Annotated in this window: 17 protein-coding genes and 1 tRNA gene; 11 read left to right on the plus strand and 7 right to left on the minus strand. The window is 65.8% G+C overall.

The features are described 5' to 3' along the window. Nucleotide 1: 1 nt before the first annotated feature. On the minus strand, nucleotides 2-2,266 hold the full coding sequence (locus VIR09_RS17430) for an Orn/Lys/Arg decarboxylase N-terminal domain-containing protein (RefSeq protein WP_332014010.1): 2,265 nt from the start codon (nucleotides 2,264-2,266) through the stop codon (nucleotides 2-4). A gap of 170 nt (nucleotides 2,267-2,436) precedes the next feature. Between VIR09_RS17430 and VIR09_RS17435 the strand changes: the two genes are divergently transcribed. Next, nucleotides 2,437-2,511: transfer RNA gene (locus tag VIR09_RS17435), tRNA-Cys, on the plus strand. Between the two features lie 30 nt (nucleotides 2,512-2,541). On the opposite strand, the gene VIR09_RS17440 is transcribed toward VIR09_RS17435, so the two are convergent. Continuing rightward, the gene (locus VIR09_RS17440) at nucleotides 2,542-3,432 is read right to left on the minus strand and encodes a LysR family transcriptional regulator (RefSeq protein WP_332014011.1); all 891 of its coding nucleotides are present in this window, start codon (nucleotides 3,430-3,432) and stop codon (nucleotides 2,542-2,544) included. Nucleotides 3,433-3,557: 125 nt separating this feature from the next. On the opposite strand from VIR09_RS17440, the gene VIR09_RS17445 reads away from it, so the two are divergent. The 6 genes from VIR09_RS17445 to VIR09_RS17470 are packed head-to-tail and all read left to right on the plus strand — an operon-like array spanning nucleotide 3,558 to nucleotide 8,488. Next, nucleotides 3,558-4,697 (plus strand): Xaa-Pro peptidase family protein, encoded by a 1,140-nt coding sequence (locus tag VIR09_RS17445; protein ID WP_332014012.1) that lies wholly within the window; start codon nucleotides 3,558-3,560, stop codon nucleotides 4,695-4,697. 57 nt (nucleotides 4,698-4,754) lie between these two features. Then, nucleotides 4,755-5,510 (plus strand): ABC transporter permease, encoded by a 756-nt coding sequence (locus VIR09_RS17450; RefSeq protein ID WP_332014013.1) that lies wholly within the window; start codon nucleotides 4,755-4,757, stop codon nucleotides 5,508-5,510. Between the two features lie 23 nt (nucleotides 5,511-5,533). Next, complete coding sequence (locus VIR09_RS17455) at nucleotides 5,534-6,511, plus strand: ABC transporter substrate-binding protein (protein WP_332014014.1); 978 nt, start codon at nucleotides 5,534-5,536, stop codon at nucleotides 6,509-6,511. A 2-nt stretch (nucleotides 6,512-6,513) separates the two neighbouring features. After that, a complete protein-coding gene (locus VIR09_RS17460) occupies nucleotides 6,514-7,317 on the plus strand; it encodes an ABC transporter ATP-binding protein (protein WP_332014015.1) in 804 nt (267 codons plus the stop codon). Beyond that, nucleotides 7,314-8,054 (plus strand): arylmalonate decarboxylase, encoded by a 741-nt coding sequence (locus VIR09_RS17465; protein ID WP_332014016.1) that lies wholly within the window; start codon nucleotides 7,314-7,316, stop codon nucleotides 8,052-8,054. Before VIR09_RS17460 ends, VIR09_RS17465 begins: the two co-directional genes overlap by 4 nt. Nucleotides 8,055-8,068: 14 nt before the next feature. Next, nucleotides 8,069-8,488 (plus strand): Lrp/AsnC family transcriptional regulator, encoded by a 420-nt coding sequence (locus VIR09_RS17470; protein WP_332014017.1) that lies wholly within the window; start codon nucleotides 8,069-8,071, stop codon nucleotides 8,486-8,488. Nucleotides 8,489-8,510: 22 nt separating this feature from the next. On the opposite strand, the gene VIR09_RS17475 is transcribed toward VIR09_RS17470, so the two are convergent. Next, nucleotides 8,511-9,590 carry a sensor histidine kinase gene (locus VIR09_RS17475; protein ID WP_332014018.1) on the minus strand — a complete coding sequence of 360 codons (1,080 nt, stop codon included), beginning with the start codon at nucleotides 9,588-9,590 and terminating at the stop codon, nucleotides 8,511-8,513. 113 nt (nucleotides 9,591-9,703) lie between these two features. On the opposite strand from VIR09_RS17475, the gene VIR09_RS17480 reads away from it, so the two are divergent. After that, nucleotides 9,704-10,390 carry a LytTR family DNA-binding domain-containing protein gene (locus VIR09_RS17480; RefSeq protein ID WP_332014019.1) on the plus strand — a complete coding sequence of 229 codons (687 nt, stop codon included), beginning with the start codon at nucleotides 9,704-9,706 and terminating at the stop codon, nucleotides 10,388-10,390. Between the two features lie 156 nt (nucleotides 10,391-10,546). Here the strand turns inward: VIR09_RS17480 and VIR09_RS17485 are convergent, their stop codons facing one another. Next, a complete protein-coding gene (locus VIR09_RS17485) occupies nucleotides 10,547-12,151 on the minus strand; it encodes a gamma-glutamyltransferase family protein (protein ID WP_332014020.1) in 1,605 nt (534 codons plus the stop codon). 10 nt (nucleotides 12,152-12,161) lie between these two features. Beyond that, nucleotides 12,162-13,178 carry a tripartite tricarboxylate transporter substrate binding protein gene (locus VIR09_RS17490; protein WP_332014021.1) on the minus strand — a complete coding sequence of 339 codons (1,017 nt, stop codon included), beginning with the start codon at nucleotides 13,176-13,178 and terminating at the stop codon, nucleotides 12,162-12,164. Nucleotides 13,179-13,321: 143 nt separating this feature from the next. Between VIR09_RS17490 and VIR09_RS17495 the strand changes: the two genes are divergently transcribed. The 3 genes from VIR09_RS17495 to VIR09_RS17505 all read left to right on the plus strand — a co-directional run bounded on the left by VIR09_RS17495 (nucleotide 13,322) and on the right by VIR09_RS17505 (nucleotide 16,307). Next, the gene (locus VIR09_RS17495; protein ID WP_332014022.1) at nucleotides 13,322-14,236 is read left to right on the plus strand and encodes a LysR family transcriptional regulator; all 915 of its coding nucleotides are present in this window, start codon (nucleotides 13,322-13,324) and stop codon (nucleotides 14,234-14,236) included. Between the two features lie 107 nt (nucleotides 14,237-14,343). After that, the gene (locus VIR09_RS17500; RefSeq protein WP_332014023.1) at nucleotides 14,344-15,924 is read left to right on the plus strand and encodes a sensor domain-containing diguanylate cyclase; all 1,581 of its coding nucleotides are present in this window, start codon (nucleotides 14,344-14,346) and stop codon (nucleotides 15,922-15,924) included. Between the two features lie 47 nt (nucleotides 15,925-15,971). Next, nucleotides 15,972-16,307 carry an SDR family oxidoreductase gene (locus tag VIR09_RS17505; RefSeq protein WP_332014024.1) on the plus strand — a complete coding sequence of 112 codons (336 nt, stop codon included), beginning with the start codon at nucleotides 15,972-15,974 and terminating at the stop codon, nucleotides 16,305-16,307. 45 nt (nucleotides 16,308-16,352) lie between these two features. Here the strand turns inward: VIR09_RS17505 and VIR09_RS17510 are convergent, their stop codons facing one another. Further along, nucleotides 16,353-17,138, minus strand: coding sequence for a crotonase/enoyl-CoA hydratase family protein (locus tag VIR09_RS17510; RefSeq protein ID WP_332014025.1), 786 nt, complete (start codon nucleotides 17,136-17,138; stop codon nucleotides 16,353-16,355). A 23-nt stretch (nucleotides 17,139-17,161) separates the two neighbouring features. Continuing rightward, the coding region (locus VIR09_RS17515) for an acyl-CoA dehydrogenase family protein (RefSeq protein WP_332014026.1) at nucleotides 17,162-17,701 on the minus strand (540 nt) is incomplete at its 5' end.

Below are 17,701 nucleotides of genomic sequence, written 5' to 3' on the forward strand. Positions count from 1 at the left end.
CTTACCGCACGCAATCCACGTAATAGCGCAGGTTTCCGTCGGCGTCGCGCAGCTCCACGAAACCATGGATGTCCGTGCCGAACCCCGGGCATTCCCGGCTCAGCTCGCGGGAGAACTTCAGGTAATCGACGATAGTCCGGTTGAACACCTCGCCCGGCACCAGCACCGGTATTCCCGGGGGATAAGGCGTGATCAGGCTGGTGGTGATGCGGCCTTCCAGATGGTCGATCTCCACCCTCTCGGTGCGCCGCTGGGCGATGCAGGCGTAGGCGTCGCAGGGCTTCATCGCGGGGGTGACGTCGGTCAGGTACATGTCCGTGGTCAAGCGGGCGATGTCGTGCCTGGCATAGGTCGCATGCACATGCTGACACAGGTCGCGCAGGCCCATGCTCTCGTAGCGGGGGAACTTGCGGCAGAACTCCGGTAGCAGCCGCCACATGGGCTGGTTGCGCTCGTAGTCATCCTTGAACTGCTGCAGCGCGGTCAACAGCGAACTCCAGCGGCCCTTGGTGATGCCTATCGTGAACATGATGAAGAAGCTGTACAGGCCGGTCTTCTCCACGATCACGCCATGCTCGGCCAGGAATTTGGTGACCATGGAGGCCGGAATCCCGCTGTCGGCGAAGTTGCCGTCCAGGTCCAGCCCGGGCGTCACGATGGTCGACTTGATCGGATCCAGCATATTGAAGCCGTCGGCCAGTTCCCCGAATCCGTGCCACGACGCCTCGCCGTCGCCGGCGCGGATGATCCAGTCCTCGGGCGAACCTATGCCCTCCGGCGCCAGCGCCTCGGGTCCCCAGACCTTGAACCACCAATCGCCGTCGGCGAAATGCGTGCCGACCTCTTGCATCGCGCGGCGGAAATCCAGCGCTTCCGCGATGCTCTCCTCCACCAGCACCGTGCCTCCCGGCGGCTCCATCATGGCCGCGGCCACGTCGCAGCTGGCGATGATGGCGTACTGGGGACTGGTGCTGGTGTGCATCAGATAGGACTCGTTGAAGAGGTGCCGGTCCAGCTGCCGCGTCATGGAGTCCTGCGCCAGCACATGGCTGGCCTGGCTGATGCCGGCCAGCAGCTTGTGCGTGGACTGCGTGGAGAACACCAGGGATTCCCTGGGCCGCGCGCGCTGCTTGCCCATGCAGTGATAGGCGCCATAGAAGGGATGGAACACCGCGTGCGGCATCCAGGCTTCGTCGAAGTGCAAAGCGTCCACGTAGCCGTCCAGCGCGGCCTTGATCGTCTCGGTTTCGTAGATGATGCCGTCGTAGGTGGACTGCGTCAGCGCCATCACCCGCGGACGGACCGCGTCGGCGTCCAGGTGCTGGAGCAGCGGATGGGCGCGGATCTTCTCGCGGATCGTCTCGACGTCGAACTCGCTGCGCGGGATCGGGCCGATGATGCCGAAATGGTTGCGCGTTGGGCGCAGGAAAACGGGGATCGCTCCCGTCATGACGATGCTGTGCAGGACTGACTTGTGGCAATTGCGGTCCACCAGCACCACATCGCCCGGCGCCACCATGTGGTGCCACACGATCTTGTTGCTGGTGCTGGTGCCGTTCGTCACGAAGTAGCAGTGGTCCGCATTGAAGATGCGCGCAGCATTGCGCTCGCTCGCGCCGATGGCGCCGTTGTGGTCCAGCAGTTGGCCCAGTTCCTCCACCGCATTGCAGACGTCCGCGCGCAGCATGTTCTCGCCAAAGAACTGGTGGAACATCTGGCCCACCGGGCTCTTCAGGAACGCCACGCCACCGGAATGCCCCGGACAATGCCAGGAATAGGAGCCGTCCTCGGCGTAGTCCAGCAACGCTTTCAGGAACGGCGGCTTAACGCCTTCCAGGTAGGCCCGGGCCTCGCGGATCAGGTGCCGCGCCACGAATTCCGGCGTGTCCTCGTACATATGGATCACGCCCTGAAGTTCGCGCAGGATGTCGTTCGGAATGTGGCGCGCGGTCTTGGTTTCGCCGTAGACGTAGATCGGCACGTCGGCGTTGCGCCGCCGGACTTCGCTGATGAATTCCCGCAATGCCAGTAGCGCCGGCGCCACGCCCTCGCCATGCGCGAGTTCCTCGTCGTCGATGGACAGGATGAAGGCGCTAGCGCGGCTTTGCTGCTGGGCGAACAGGCTGAGATCGCCGTAGCTGGTCGTGCCCAGCACGTCGAAGCCCTCGGCCTTGATGGCCTCGGCCAATACCCGGATGCTCAGGCCGGACGTGTTTTCCGAGCGGAAGTCCTCGTCGATGATGACGATGGGAAACTGGAACTGCATTGCTGTCCTCGGTCGAATCCAGGCCGCCCCCATGGCAGCCCGGCAGCAAGGACAGCCGCGCGGCCCGGTTTACCGACGGGGCCGCGCGAAACAGCAGCCCGCCCGCGCCGGACGCTTGCAATTTATTTTGTCCTCGAACACAATTATATATGTCTTAGGACAAAACAAATGGCGCGGTGGCAGAGTGGCTATGCAGCAGGATTGCAAATCCGCGAAGGTTGGTTCGATTCCAGCCCGCGCCTCCAGTTTCCTGGCGGAAGGTCGGGCGCGGCACATTAGGCCGCGTGATCGCGCAGGTGTTCCCGCAATGCGTCCGCGAAGGACAGCGCGATGACTGACGACGGCCAATGCTCGGGCCATACCAGGCTGAGGTCGAAAGAGGCGCCCGGCTCCAGCGGCCGCAGTTGATCCAGCCCGCCCGGGATGCGTGCGGCAGTCAGCCGGTCGACCAGCGCGATGCCCACGCCGCGCATCACCAGCTCCATCGCCACCGAGGTCCAGAACACCTGCACGCGCCGCCGCGCATAGACCTTCTGCTGCTCCAGCAGCGCTTCCAGCCAGAAGCGGGTGTGATCCAGGTTGTCGTAGATGATGAGATCGCGGCCGGCCAGCTGTTCGACGCGTATGGTGTCGAACTTTTCCAGCGGGTCGCCAGGGGGAATGGCGCAATACAGCTGCAAACTGACCAGCGGCTCGGCCACCACGCCCGGGTGCTGCCCCCCATAGAAGCACACGCCCATATCCACCTGGCGCGCCGCCACCCATTCGACGATGCGCGCCGAACTGCGCGTCTGCAATGCCACGGAAATATTGGGCCGCTCCGCCATGAAGCTGGCCAGCACGTCCGGCATGACGGTCAAGGACAGCAAGGGCAAGGACGCCACGGTCAGGTGACCCTGCTTTTCGCTGCCCAGATCCTTGATGAAGCTATCCAGCTGCGAAAGACCGGAAAAAAGCCGGTCGACCTGGCCATAAAGCGCCCTGCCTTCGGGCGTGGGCAGCAGACGTCCGCCCTTGCGCACGAACAACGCCACGCCCACGCGGCGCTCCAGCTGGGCAATGTACTTGCTGGCGGCAGGCTGCGAAATCAGCAGCACCTGCGCCGCCCGCGACACCGAGCCTTCCCGCATCACCGCCCTGAAGATTTCTATCTCTCTGATGTTCATGCGCCGACTATAACTATTTAGCTATAGACATGGCAATTATTGGTATTAGGCAGTTATGTAGATTGTTCCTAGGATGATCGCTCGACTTTTATCCAGGACCCATCGTGTCGGAAAACTATGCATCTATGGAATTGCCGTTCGGCCCGGACGTCTATGCCGCGAACCTCTCGCTGCTTGCGCGGGACATCCAGGCCCAGGGCCTGGCGGCGGCCATCCTGTTCGACCCCGAGAACATCTACTGGCTGACCGGCTACCGTTCCATCGGCTACTTCACCTTCCAGTGCCTGGTGGTCACGGTCGACGGCGGCATCGCCATGGTCTCGCGCCAGGTCAACCACGCCGTAGCGACCGGCAATCGCAACATCGCGCGCTTTATCGCCATCGATGACATCAGCGATCCGGTCGAGGTGCTGGCCGGCTATCTGCGAGACATCCTGCCCAGCGGCCGCATTGGCCTGGAAACGGCTTCCGGCTACCTGAGCGTGGCCGCCTACAAGCAATTGCAGGCCCGCCTGGGCGAACGCCTGGCCGACTGGCAAGGGCCTATGGAAGAGGCGCGCAAGATCAAGACCCCGGCGCAGCTGGGATTCATGCGCCAGGCCGCGGATGCCGCGGTCGCCGGCATCGATGCGGCGGTGCGCGCCATCGCCGTTGGCGCCACCGAGAACGATCTCGCCGCTGCCATGCTGCACGGCGCCACCAAGGCCGGAAGCGAATACACCCGCGTGCCGCTGGTGGCCGCAGGCCGCGCCAGCGGCGTCTGCTTTACCACCTGGCAGCGCCGCGAGCTCAAGCAGGGCGATCTGGTGTTCCTGGAGGCCGCGGCCAACATCAACCGCTATCACGCCATGATCTCGCGCAACTGCGTGGTCGGCCGCGCCACCGAGCGGCAGCGGTTCCTGGCCGGCACCGTCATCGCCGCGCTGGACGCGGCCATCGATGCCATCCGTCCCGGCGTCACCTCCGCCCAGGTGGACCAGGCCTGCCGGGCGGTATTCGAACGCGCCGGGCTGGCGCAGTACTTCGACCACCGCACGGCCTACGGCATAGGCATCGGCTTTCCGCCCAACTGGGCCGAAGGGCGCTTCCTGGCGCTGCGCCCCGGTGATCCCACCGTGCTGGAGCCCGGCATGACCTTCCACCTCGTGCCCTCGCTGTTCATGCCCGAAGGCGGCTTCATGGCCAGCGAAAGCGTGGCCGTCTCCGAGGACGGCTGCGAAGTGCTCACCCGCTACCCGCGGGAGCTGATCGAAATCGACGCCTGACAACCAAAACCGGCGCACCAACAACATACAAGGGGAATTGCCGTGTTGAAGAACTGGATGTATCCAACCATCGCGGTCATCGGGGTGCTGCTGTTGTGGCACGTCTCGATACCGCTGTTCGGCCTGCCGGCCTATCTGCTGCCGCCACCACTGAGCGTGCTCGAACGCCTGTGGGCGGACTCGGCATTCCTGGGCCATCACAGCTGGGTCACCTCCGTCGAAACGCTGGGCGGCTTTCTGCTCAGCATCGCGGTCGGCATACCGCTGGGCATCGTGCTGGTATGGTCGCGCCCGCTGGAGCGCGCCATCATGCCGCTGCTGGTGGTTTCGCAGGCGTTTCCCAAGGTGGCGGTCGCGCCGCTCATCATCATCTGGTTCGGCTTGGGCCTGTTCCCCAAGATCCTGATCGCCTTCTCGGTGGCCTTCTTCCCCATCGTGGTCAGCACGGTGGCGGGCATGCGCTCGGTGGACGCGGACCTGAACGACCTGGCGCGTTCGATGCGGGCAGGCGCCCTGCGGACCTTTCTGCGCATCCGGCTGCCGTATGCGCTGCCGCAGATATTCTCCGGCCTGAAGGTCGCCATCGCCTTCGCCACCGTGGGCGCGGTGGTAGGCGAATGGGTGGGCGCCGAGAGCGGCCTGGGCTATGTGCTGCTGTCCGCCAACGCCAACCTGGACACCACGCTGCTGTTCGCCGTACTGGTCGCGCTCATGCTCATCGGCCTGGTCTTCTACTACCTGGTCGAGTTTTCCGAACGCTTTCTGATCCCCTGGCACATCAGCGTGCGCAGCGACGCCCTGCCCTCTGTCTGACCCCGCCCTCCGGAGACACCATCATGAAATTCACGACCCGACTTGTCTGGACCCTGGCCTGCCTGCTGACCGCAGGCGCAGCCAACGCGCAAGAGAAATTGAGCCTGCGCCTGGACTACAGCATCTACGGCACGCACGCGCCGCTCTACTACGGTATAGACAAGGGCCTCTACAAGGCCGAAGGCATAGACCTGAGCATCGGCGAAGGCAGCGGCTCCAGCAACACCGCCAAGCTGGTTGCGCAGGGCATCGATCCCATCGGCTTCATGGACTACGGCACCATGCTCAAGGGCGTCGCCGCGGGCATGCCGCTGAAGGCCGTTTTCGCCGTGCACCAGCGCTCGCCCATGGTCATCATCAGCCATGCGGACGCTCCGGTGCGCGCGCCCAAGGACCTGGAAGGAAAGGTGCTGGGCATGAGCGCGTCCGAATCGACGGCGCAGATGTTCCCGGTGCTGGCCGCCCTGAACGGCGTGGACCAGAAGAAGATCAACGTCATCGCACCCGCCGTGGGCACCAAGACCGCCCTGTTCCTGCAACGGCGCGCTGACGCCATCACCGGCGTGACCTACTTCCATATCCCCCCGCTGGAAGCGCAGGGCGCCAAGGTGCATTACTTCTTCTATGCCGACTTCGGCGTCAACGCGCTGGAAGGCGGCCTGGCGGCAAATACCAAATGGCTGGAGGCCAACCCCGACACCGCGCGCCGCTTCCTGCGCGCCACGCGCAAGGCCTACGAGGCGGCTCAGGCCGATCCCGCCGCCTCGGTCGACGCCCTGGTGCGCCAGCGGCCGGAGCAGGCGCGCAACCGCGAGCAACTGGTGCGCCAGTTGCAGCTTTCGCTGCAGGCAGCCGGCACACCCAACACCAAGGGGCTGCCGTTCGGGGTCTCTTCGGAAAAGGACTGGCAAGCCATGGTCGACCAGTTCGTGCAGTCGAACCAGATCGCCAGCCCGCTCCCGACCAGCGCCCTCTACACCAACGACTACAACAGGGAATAGACATGGCACACCACGCAGCCCTGGCGCTCGCCCCGGAAGCGGGCGCGCCCGAGACCGCCATCGACATCCGCGGCATGGTCCAGCGTTTCGGTTCCTACGTCGCGGTCGACGGCATCGACCTTGCCATACCCGAAGGCCAGTTCCTGTCCGTGCTTGGCCCGTCCGGCTGCGGCAAGAGCACGCTGATGCGGGCGGTCGCCGGCCTGACGCCGCCCTCCGCCGGCGAGATCTGCGTGCTGGGCGAGCGCGTGACAGAACCGGGCGCCAACGTGGGCATCGTGTTCCAGCGCGCAGCGCTATTGCCGTGGCGCGACGTCGCCAGGAACATCTCGCTGCAGTTGGAGATGCGCAAGCTGCCCGCGGCGCGCTACGAGGCCCGGCTGCGCGAACTGATCAAGCTCAGCGGGCTGGAAGGCTTTGAGCAATGCCTGCCGCACCAGCTGTCCGGCGGCATGCAGCAGCGCGTGGCGCTGTGCCGCGCGCTTATCCACAACCCCGACATCCTGCTGATGGACGAGCCCTTCGGCGCCCTGGATGCGATGACGCGCGAAGCCATGAACCTGGAACTGCAACGGGTCTGGCTGGAAAGCAAGAAGACCGTCATGTTCATTACCCACAGCATCTCGGAGGCGGTATTCCTGTCCGACCGCGTGGTGGTGATGAGCAAGCGCCCGGGCCGCGTGGCGCTGTCCGTCGACATCGACCTGCCGCGGCCGCGCGACTACACCATGGTCGGCCACCCCAACTTCGTCAAGGCGACCACCGCCATACGCGAGTGCTTCGATGCCGCGGGGATGACGGAATGAACCCCGTCCGCTATGACGCTGGCCCCTACCCCCGGGCACGCATCGCCTTCCTGTGCGTGGCCAACGCCGGCCTGACCGAGGGGGAAATGCACGCCATGGCGCCCGAGGGCGTGGGCCTGAGCTTCGGCCGCGTGCCCATGGCGACGGCCTGCAACGTGCAAAGCCTGGCCGACATGGAGGGAGGGCTGCTCCAGGCCCTGGACAGCCTGGTTCCGGGACGCCGCGATATCGACGTGGTCTGCTACAACTGCACCGCCGGCAGCTTCGTGATCGGCAACGACAAAGTGCGCGCGCTGCTTGCGCAGGCCCGGCCCGGCTCGACCGCGGCCACGCTGCTGGATGGCGTCGCGGCGGCGCTGGCCGCGGTCGGCGCCCGCCGCCTGGCCATTGCGACCGCGTATGACGACGCGGTCAATGAACTGGAGCGTGCCTACTTCGAAGGCGCCGGCCACGAAGTCGTTTCGCTGCAGGGCCTGGCCCTGCCCGATGACGAGACCATGAACCGCGTCTCGCCCGACTATCTGTACGAATTCGCCTGCGCCGTGGACCGGCCCGATGCGGACGCCGTCTTCGTCAGCTGCGGCGCGCTGCGCTCCACCGCCGTCATCCAACGCCTCGAAGAAACGCTGGGCAAGCCCGTCATCGGCAGCAATCAGGCCAGCATGTGGCATTGCCTGCGGTTGGCGGGGGTCAACGACCGGATCGACGGCCACGGCCGACTGTTCCGGGAACATTGAAATATGGACTCGCCATGGATGAAATCGATACCCGCTTGATCGGCATCCTGCGCCGCAACGCGCGCACGACGCTTGCCGTCCTGGCCAGCAAGGCGGGCGTGTCGCGCGGCACGGTCTCCAACCGCTTGCGCAAGCTGGAAGACGAGGGCGTCATTGCCGGCTACACGCTGAAGCTGCGCCCCGACTCCGATCAGGACGGGCTGCGCGCCTGGATGGGCATTACCGTAGACGGCAACCAGACTCGCGCGGTGCTGGCCAGCTTGCTGGGGGAACCCAGCATCGAGCAGTTGCACGACACCAACGGCCGCTGGGACCTGTTGGCCGAAATACGCGCGGACTCCACGGCCGATCTGTCCAAGGTGTTGGAGCGCGTACGGTTGATCAAAGGCATCGCCGCCACCGAAACCAGCATCCTGCTCGCGACCTACCGCTGACCACAGCGCAGGCGCCAGTACGCTACGCCGGCTCGGGAGCGCCACGCAGCCGGATCTGCGCGACGGTTCTCTCCTCCCGCTGCTCCAGCAGGAATTCGTGCCTGTCCGGATACCTCAGCGCCAGGCGGCGGCACAGATTCCCCAGTCCGCTCCCGCCTTTGGCCAGATCGAAGGGCGCATGCAGCCGGCCGGGATTGTCCACTTCAATAAGCAATTCCTCGCCCTGCAGGCGCGTGCGTATGCCGATCGGAAAATGCCCGTGCTCCGAACGCATGCCGTGCTTGATCGCGTTTTCCACCAGCCCTTGCAGCGTCATGTGCGGAAGGCTGATCTCCAGCGTGGCCGGATCGATCTGGCAGCGCAGTTCCAGCTTCTTGTCGAAACGCAGCGCCTGTATGCGCACGTAGGCCTCGGCGGCTTCGATCTCCTCTTCCAGCCTGGACAGGCCGCGTCCGCGCCGATCCAGCGAGTAGCGCAGGTAGTCGGCCAGGCTGCGGGTCATTTCCTCCGCGATGGCGGGACGTTCGGCGATCTCGGCCACGATGGTGTTGAGCGAGTTGAACAGGAAGTGCGGCTCGATCTGCAGTTGCAGGTGTTCGAGCTCCAGCTTCAGGGAACGCGTTTCCGCCTTCATCTTGGACAGGCGCTCGGTGCGCGCGCTCAGCTCGGCCGACACGCCGAAGTAGATCAGCGTCCAGATCGAGAGCATCCCCATGTAGTAGAGAAAGCCCAGCCGGTACTGGTTGCCCGGCAACACCCGGATCGCGCCGGGCTGGAACAGGCCATGAATGCCATAGGCGATCGATGCCAGCAGGGCCGAAGCGGTCAGGCAGAACAGCACCGCGCAGACCAGCACCAGCAGGGGCGGATCGCCCTTGCCCGCACGGCGGCCATGCAACAGGGCCGCCGCGCTGGTCAGGACGAATGCCAGCGGCTCCAGCGCCACCGTCAGCCAGAAGGCCGCGTTGGCATTGCCGAATATCGCCAGCCGGATGAAGAAGCCCACCACCGCCAGAAACAGCCACCCCAAGGTCTGCGCCCGCCAGAAGCCGAGCGACGATTCGCCCGGACTCAAGCCCTGGCTGAAAGATGTGAATCTCATGGACGCGCCCTCCGGACCTGCAAAGGGTTCTCTGGAAACGGCATAGGCCTTATATTTACCCGGCTGCCAGACCGGACGACTATACCCGCCACACCAAGGCGCCAGGGAGGAAAATGCTGCGTGTGCTTGTCATCGACGATGAAGCCCCGGCACGGCGCTACTTGCGCCGGCTGCTCGAAGCCTCGGCCGACGTCCAGGTCGCGGGCGAAGCCGCCACCCTTGAACAGGCGCGGGCCCTGATCCGCGAACATCGTCCGGATGCCCTGTTCCTGGACATCGAACTGACCGCTGGAACCGGCTTCGATTTGCTGAATGAACTGGACGCCCCGCCCGCCGTCGTCTTCGTCACCGCGCACAGCGATTACGCGGCCCGCGCCTTCGACGTCCAGGCCGCCGATTACCTGCTCAAGCCCGTGCGGCCGGATCGGCTGGAACAGACGCTGGCAAGACTGCGCCCACGCGCCAGCGGCCACCTGGCGCTGCGCACGCGCAATGGCACCAAGCTCATCAAGGTCCATGAACTGACCATGGCGCAGGCCCAGGGCGACTATGTGCTGCTTTGCAGTGCCGCCCACGCCAACGAGCTGATGCACATTACCTTCAAGCGCCTGGCGGCCCAGCTCCCCTGCCCGCCCTTCTGCGCCTTGTCCCGGTCCGTCATCATGAATCTGGAGCATGTCTCTCATCTGTCGCAGCTTCCCGGCGCGCAGGCAGAGGTGGCCTTCAACAACGGCGTCGCTTCTGTAGTGCTGGGCCGGGTCGCTACCCAGCGGCTGCGGCGCGCGGTGGCGCAACGCTGACGCGCCCGGCGCGGCGTTCAGGCCGGCGCCGGGGGTGGGCCGCTCTGCCGCGCCGACTCAAAACGTGCCGATTGTCGGCGAAGGCCCGGGAGAGATCACGACTTTTTCGACGAAACGCGGATTTGCCTCGACCAAATGCCGGTCCGGCGAGCGGCTTCAATAGCCTGTCGGGTAGCCATCCTTGCGATGATCCGACGCGGCCAGATACCCCCCTTGCTCCAGCCGCATGGCCATCTGCGCGCTGCCGAACTCCAGATCGAAGCGCGGCGCCACGTCTACCTTGTGGCCGAAGGCGCGCAGCTGCTCGACGGCTTCCGGCGGGCAGTTCCATTCCACCGCCACGCCGACGTTGTCGTCCTTGATGCGCCAGCGCGGGGCGTCGCTGGCAGCCTGCGGGTTCTGGCCGAAGTCGGCCAGCCGGCTGGTGACTTGAAGATGGCCCTGCGCCTGCATGGAGCCGCCCATCAAGCCAAAGCTCATCAAGGGCTGCCCGCCCTTCATCAAGAAACCGGGGATGATGGTGTGGAACGGCCGTTTTCCCGGCGCCACCACGTTGGGATGCCCAGCCTTGGTGGAAAAGCCCCAGCCCCGGTTCTGCATGGCGATGCCCGTTCCCGGCACCACCACGCCGGAACCGAACCCCTTGAAATTGGACTGGATGAACGACACCATGGTGCCGTGCCGGTCGGCAGCGGTCAGATACACGGTGCCGCCGCTGTGCGGATTGCCTGGCCGCGGCTCGCCCGCCCGGTCCGGATCGATCAGCTTCGCTCTTTCAGCCAGATAGGCTGGATCCAGCAGCTGCGCGCTGGACACCTTCATGTGGCCCGGGTCTCCCACGTGCTCGTACAGGTCGGCGAACGCCAGCCGCATGGCCTCGATCTGCAAGTGCAGCGCGCGGCCGCTGTCGCGGCCACAGCCCGCCAGGTCGAAGTGTTCCAGCATGCCCAGCGCCATCAAGGCGCCGATACCCTGCCCATTGGGGCCGATCTCGAACAGTTCCAGGTCGCGGTAGCGCATGCCTATCGGTTCCACCCAATCGGCGGTATGGCTCGCCATGTCGGCCTCGGTGATGTAGCCACCCGTGTTGCGCGCATGGGCGGCGATCGCCGCAGACAGTTCGCCGCGGTAGAAGCTTTCGCCCTTGCTGCGGGCGATGCTCTCCAGCGTGGCGGCCTGGCCCGGACTGCGGAAGCGTTCTCCCGGCAGGGGCGCGCGGCCGCCAGGCGCAAAGGACTCGGCGAAGCCCGGCTGCCCGCTCAGCCGCGGCACTTGTTTCTGCCACTGGCGATGCACCGTGGGCGAGACCAGGTAGCCGTCCCGCGCATAGCGTATGGCCGGCTCGAACAGGTCTTCGAACGGCAGCGAACCGAATTTCTCCCAGATCGCGCGCCAACCGGATACGACGCCGGGCACCGTCACACTGCCCCAGCCTATGGAATCCATGCCGTCCAGATGCGCGAACCTGGCCGTCTCCCAGGCGGCCGGCGCGCGCCCGGAAGCGTTCAGTCCGTGCAGGCGGCCGCCATGCCAGACGATGGCGAACATGTCTCCGCCAATGCCGTTCATGCACGGCTCCACGACCGTCAACGCAATGGCGGTGGCCAGCGCCGCGTCGATCGCGTTGCCGCCGCGCGCGTACATCTGCAGGCCGGCTGAGCTGGCCAGCGGCTGCGACGTGCTGACTACGTTGTCCGCCAGCACCGGCATGCGTTGCGATGGATAGGGCAGCTGCCAGAAGGGGTCGTTGGATATGGGCATGGGAGTCCGATCATTTGCCTGCGGTGATGTTCAAGGCCTTGACCTTGTCGCGCCAGAATGCCTGCTGGTCCAGGATGAATTGCGGCAGGGTCTTGGCCGGGATCTCGCTGATCTGGAAGCCCTGGGCCTCGATGGCCTTGCGGAACCCGGCATCGGCCTGTGCCCGGGCCAGCGCGCCCGCCACGATGTCCAGCCTGTCCTTGGGGGTACCCTTGGGCGCCATCAGCGCGAACAGGTTCTCGGCCTCCAGGCCCTGCACGCCCAGCTCCTTGAGCGTGGGCACGTCGGGCATGACGGGCAGGCGCTTGGCGGAAGCCACCCCCAGCACGTCGATGCGGCCGCCCTGCTTATGCGGCAGCGAGCTGGTCACGCTGTCGAACATGAAGACCGATGCACCCGAGATCACCTCGGGCAGGGCCTGGCTGCTGCCCTTGTACGGAATCTGCAAGGCATCCACGCCCGCCTGCTCCTTGAAGATCTCGCCTTCCAGGTTCGACAGCGTGCCCGCGCCCATCGACGCGTAGTTGTACTTGCCCGGCGCCGCCTTCAGATAGGCCACCAGGCTGGCATAGTCCTTGATGCCCAGCGTCGCCGGCGTGACCAGGATGTGCGGGGCGCTCGCTATCGCGCCCACCGCGTCGAAATCGCCGTCCAGCGACACCTGCTGCTTGCCGTTGAGGGCTTCGTAGATGGAATTGGACATCACCGACGAGATATACAGCGTGTAGCCATCGGCCTCGGAACGCGCGGCGGCCTGCATGCCGATCAAACCGCCCGCACCGGGCCGGTTCAACACCACCACCGACTGGCCCAGCGCGTCTCCCAGCTTCTGGCTCAACTCGCGCGCCAGGACATCGGTGGCGCCCCCCGGCGGAAACGACAGGATCAGCTGCAGCGAACGCTGCGGAAAATCCGCCGCCCCCGCTCCTGCTGCCGCCGACAGCGCAAGCGCGGCGAAGGCGCGCTTCAGGAAGCCCAATCCTTGCGAGCGCGTGACGGCGCGGCTCGATTTGCAAACAGTAGCCATGCGATTCCCCTTGGTTGAAGAGCCGCCGGCCGGGTCTGTTGCCCTTGTGTCCTGACGGCCCTGGTCGGCCCATTCTATGAATTGCTTTTGCGGCAATCAATATCAATAATTAGCATGCCAATTGCCATATTGAGAATCACCACATGCTCAGCACCGCGCACCGGTATTTCCTCGAAGTCGTACGCGCCGGCAGCATCAAGGACGCCGCGGCAACCCTGCACGTAGCGCCTTCGGCGATCAGCCGGCAAGTCGCGAAACTGGAGCATGACTGCGGCGCGACCCTGTTCGAACGCCGCCCGCACGGCATGGAGCTGACCCGGGCCGGCGAAATGCTGGCCGACTATGCGCGCCGTGTTTCCATGGATGCCGAACACGTGCTGCGCGATATCCGCAGCTTGCGTCATGCGGAACTGACCACCATCCGCATAGGCTCCAACGAGGCCGTGGCGCGCAACGTGCTGCCGCCCATCCTGGGCGCCTACCGCGCCCTGCACCCCGACGTCGCGTTCCAGGTGCACATCGCATCGCCCGGCGTGGTGACGCAACGCCTGCGCGACGGCGGCATCGACCTGGGCCTGGCCTTCAGCCTGAACGCGGGCAGCGGCATCGCCGTGCGCTACGAAATCTTCTCGCCCGTGCGCGCCATCATGGTCCCGGGCCATCCACTGGCCGGGCGCACCAGCGTGTCGCTGGACGACCTGCGCCGCTACCCGATCGCGCTGACGGACTCCGGCACCACCGTGCGCCTGCTGTTCGACAATTCGGCCGCCGGCAGCGACGGGCCGCCCTTCGATGTCGCCTATTCCAGCAACTCGTCATCGGTCATCCGCGCCATCGTCGAGGCTGGACACGCCGTCACGCTGGCCGGCGAGATTACGCTCGCCGAACCGCTGCGCCACGGCGCGCTGGTGGCCGTGGCGTTGCAGCAAGCCGTGTTCGCCGAACGCACGCTGCAAGTGCAGACCGCCAGCCATGCCCGGCTGCCCGAAGCGACGGACGCATTCATACAGCACCTGATCGAGGCGCTCTCCGCGGGCCACCCTCCACGCGATTCTTGACTTGCCGCAGGCTTGCCGCAAAACTCAAAGCTCCACGCGCGCAGGCATGGCCGGGCGCGGCAGGCCCCGATTCAATGGTCAGAGAGAATGATCGAAGGAGCTTTGCATTGACCCCTGCAGCGATGCCCAGACTGAAGTTGCGCCGGCTGGTCACCGTGCTGGCGCTCGCCAGCGGAGTCATTGCCTTCGCCAATACGCTATACGCGGCCTACCTGGTCCAGCGCGAACAGCTGATCGCCAATACCCTGGAGGCCAACCGGGCCTACGCGGTCAAGCTGGCCGAGGTCACCGACATCTACATCGAATCCATACAGCGGCAACTGGTCCTCTCCGCCGAACGCGCCCCCGGCCTGCTGGGATCGAAGTCCGCCATGGAGGACGAGCTCGCGCGCCTTGTACATCAGACCGACGGCGCCATGACCGCCGCCATCGCCGACAAGAGCGGCACCGTCCTGGCCACCGCCCCGGCCAATCCGGACTTCGAGGGCAAGACGCTCGTCGGGCAGCAATTGGCAGCCGGCCAGAAAAGGCTGTCGGGACAGATCTCGACGCCCTATGTGGGCATGGCGGGCCACCTGATATTGGCATTTTCAGAGCCCTACCTGGATTCCGCGGGCACCTTTGCCGGCACGATCATCACCGCCCTCCCCCTGCAGCAAGGCAATGAATTCGACAAGCTGGTGGGCGACCATTTCTATCGCGACGGCTCCTACCTGTACGTCATCGATGGCGACGGGAACATCATTTATCACAAGGACAAGGAACGCATCGGCACCAGCGAAAGGCACAACGCGGTGGTCGAAGCGGTGCTGCGAGGCGAGACCGGGGCGATGCCCGTGGTCAACACCCGCGGCACGCACCTGCTGGCCGGATACGCCGCGCTCAAGAACGGCGGCGGCGGCGTGGTGGCGCAGCGCCCCCTGGACGAAACGCTCCGCCCGCTGCAGAGCCTGACCAACAGGATCGTGCTCTATGCCCTGCCGGTGGGCCTGCTCATGTTCCTGCTCATCTATCTGTTGGGCCGCTGGATCTCCAGACCCCTGGAGGAGTTGGCGCAGGTCATCGAACGGGACCAGCCCGGCGCCTCGGGCGGCGACCTCGGCAAGATCAAGGGCTGGTACTACGAGGCGGCGCGGCTCAGGAACGCCGTCACCATGAGCCAGAATTCCCAGACCAGGCGCATCGACAAGCTCAGCTCCGACACCATCACCGACCCGATGACCGGCCTCATCAATCGAAGAGGCCTGGCATTACAGATCGCCGCGCTGCAGCGGACTCAGCAACCGTTCGCGGTGCTGGCGCTGGACCTGGACCACTTCAAGCGCGTGAACGATACCTTCGGGCACGCCGCCGGCGATCAGGTGCTGATCGCACTGGCCGGCATTCTCAGGACCTGCGTCCGGGCGGAGGACGCGCCGTGCCGTGTCGGCGGCGAAGAGTTCCTGATCCTGATGCCGGACGCTTCGCGCGACATCGCGGGGAAGGTGGCCGAACGCATCCGGGCGGCGACGGCAAGCCAACTCATGCCGCAGGCGGTAGGCCATGTCTCGGTTTCCATCGGCATCGCGCTGTGGCCGGCCGATGACCCCGATATCGACAAGGTCATGGCCAAGGCCGATCAAGCCTTGTACCAGGCGAAGAATTCAGGGCGCGATCGGGTGCAGGTCTGGTCGGCTGCGAGTCCGTAGCCCTAGCCCTGATCCGCGGGCCGCCGCGTATACCTCGCGGCCAAGGCGTGCGCGACCCGTTCGGCGTATCGCTGCATGAGGGCCGCCAACGTTTCGAGGTTCTTGGATTTCAGGCGCTGGAATGGGCCGCTGACGATATCGCGCTCAATTGCATCGGCCCCGGAGCGGTGATCACGGAGGGGCTGGCTGGCGAGGCCGCGCAAGCCATGCTGGACCGCCTGGTCTCCGCCACGCCGATGGGGCGGGCCACGTCGGTCGAAGAAGTCGCCGAGCTGGTTGCCTTGCTGGCCACGCCGGCTGGCCACCTGATGACGGGCCAGCTCCTGCAGATCGACGGCGCCGCGCATCTGGGCAGCGGCCTGCACAGGATGGCCACGCACTGAACACCCGGCGCTGCCGATGCATTGACGCATCGGCAGCGCCGCCCTTCAAAACTTCGGCGCGCGCTTCTCGATGAATGCGGTGACCGCCTCGCGATGTTCGGCTGTCTTGTGGGCCAGCGCCTGATAGCTGGCGGACAACTCCAGCAACGACGCCAGGCTACTCTGCTGCCCTTCACGCAGCAGGCGCTTGGTCATGCGCATGACGCCGCCCGGGTTGGCGGCGATCTTCGCGGCCAGCGTCCTGGCGGCCGGCAGCAGCTCCGCCGCCGGCACCACCCTGCTGACCAAGCCGCAGGCCAGCGCATCCTGCGCGCTGATGGCCTCGCCGGTGTAGGCCATTTCACTGGCCTTGGCCATGCCCACCGCGCGCGGCAACAGCCAGGCACCGCCATCGCCGGGCACGATGCCGACGCGCACGAAGCTCTCGGCGAAGGTGGCCGTATCGGCAGCGATGCGGATATCGCACATGCAGGCGATATCCAGGCCGGCGCCGATGGCCGGGCCGTTGACGGCACAGATGACGGGCACGTCCAGGCCATGCAGCGCAAGTGGAATGCGTTGGATGCCCTGACGATATTCTTCGCAGATGCGTTCTGGCGTCAGCGCATCGTCGAAGAAACGGCGCATGTCCTTGACGTTGCCGCCCGAACTGAAGATCGGTCCCGCAGCGGTCAGGATCAACACTTTCACGCCTGCGTCCTGCCGTATGTCAGCGCACAGCTGGACGATTTCTTCGATGGCGGTGTTGCCGGTCAGCGCATTGCGTGTTTCCGGCTGGTTCATGGTGGCGACGACGATACCGCCGTCGCGTTCAATCTGCAGGAATGCCATGCAAGAATCTCCTCTAAGCCAGCTTAAGCCGGGACGTCGGTAATCGCGCGCACCAGGTCCAGCGTCGGGCCTGCGTGCGCGAACAGCGCTACGCCGGCCGCGTCCTGCCAGTAGGCCTCGCTGCCCGCCGTCTGACGCCAGGCATGCAGGCGGCGCGTGTAGAGCTGCAAATCGTATTCTTCCGTAAAGCCTATCGCGCCATGCACCGCATGCGCCAGTTCGGCCACCACCAGCGCCGCCTCGCTGCAACGCGCCTTGGCGACCGCGACCCGCAGTCGGTCCGGCGCCACGCCCTCGGCATGGCAACCCAGCTGCGCCGCCATGCGCGCAGCGCAGACATGCTCGCTCATGACGGCCAGTTGATGCTGGATGGCCTGGAACTTGCCGATGGGCCGGCCGAACTGCTGGCGTTCATTCGCGTACTGCAAGGTGCGTTCCAGCACGCTGCCGAGCGCGCCGGCCATCTGCGGCGCGACCACGCAGGCCTGCAAGGTCCGGATGTCGATGGCCGCGTCGATCGCCACCAGCGGCGCGGTCGCGACCTGGGTCGGCTCCCAGCGCAT

Source organism: Achromobacter sp., from assembly GCF_036567245.1.
Taxonomy (GTDB): Bacteria; Pseudomonadota; Gammaproteobacteria; order Burkholderiales; family Burkholderiaceae_B; genus Achromobacter.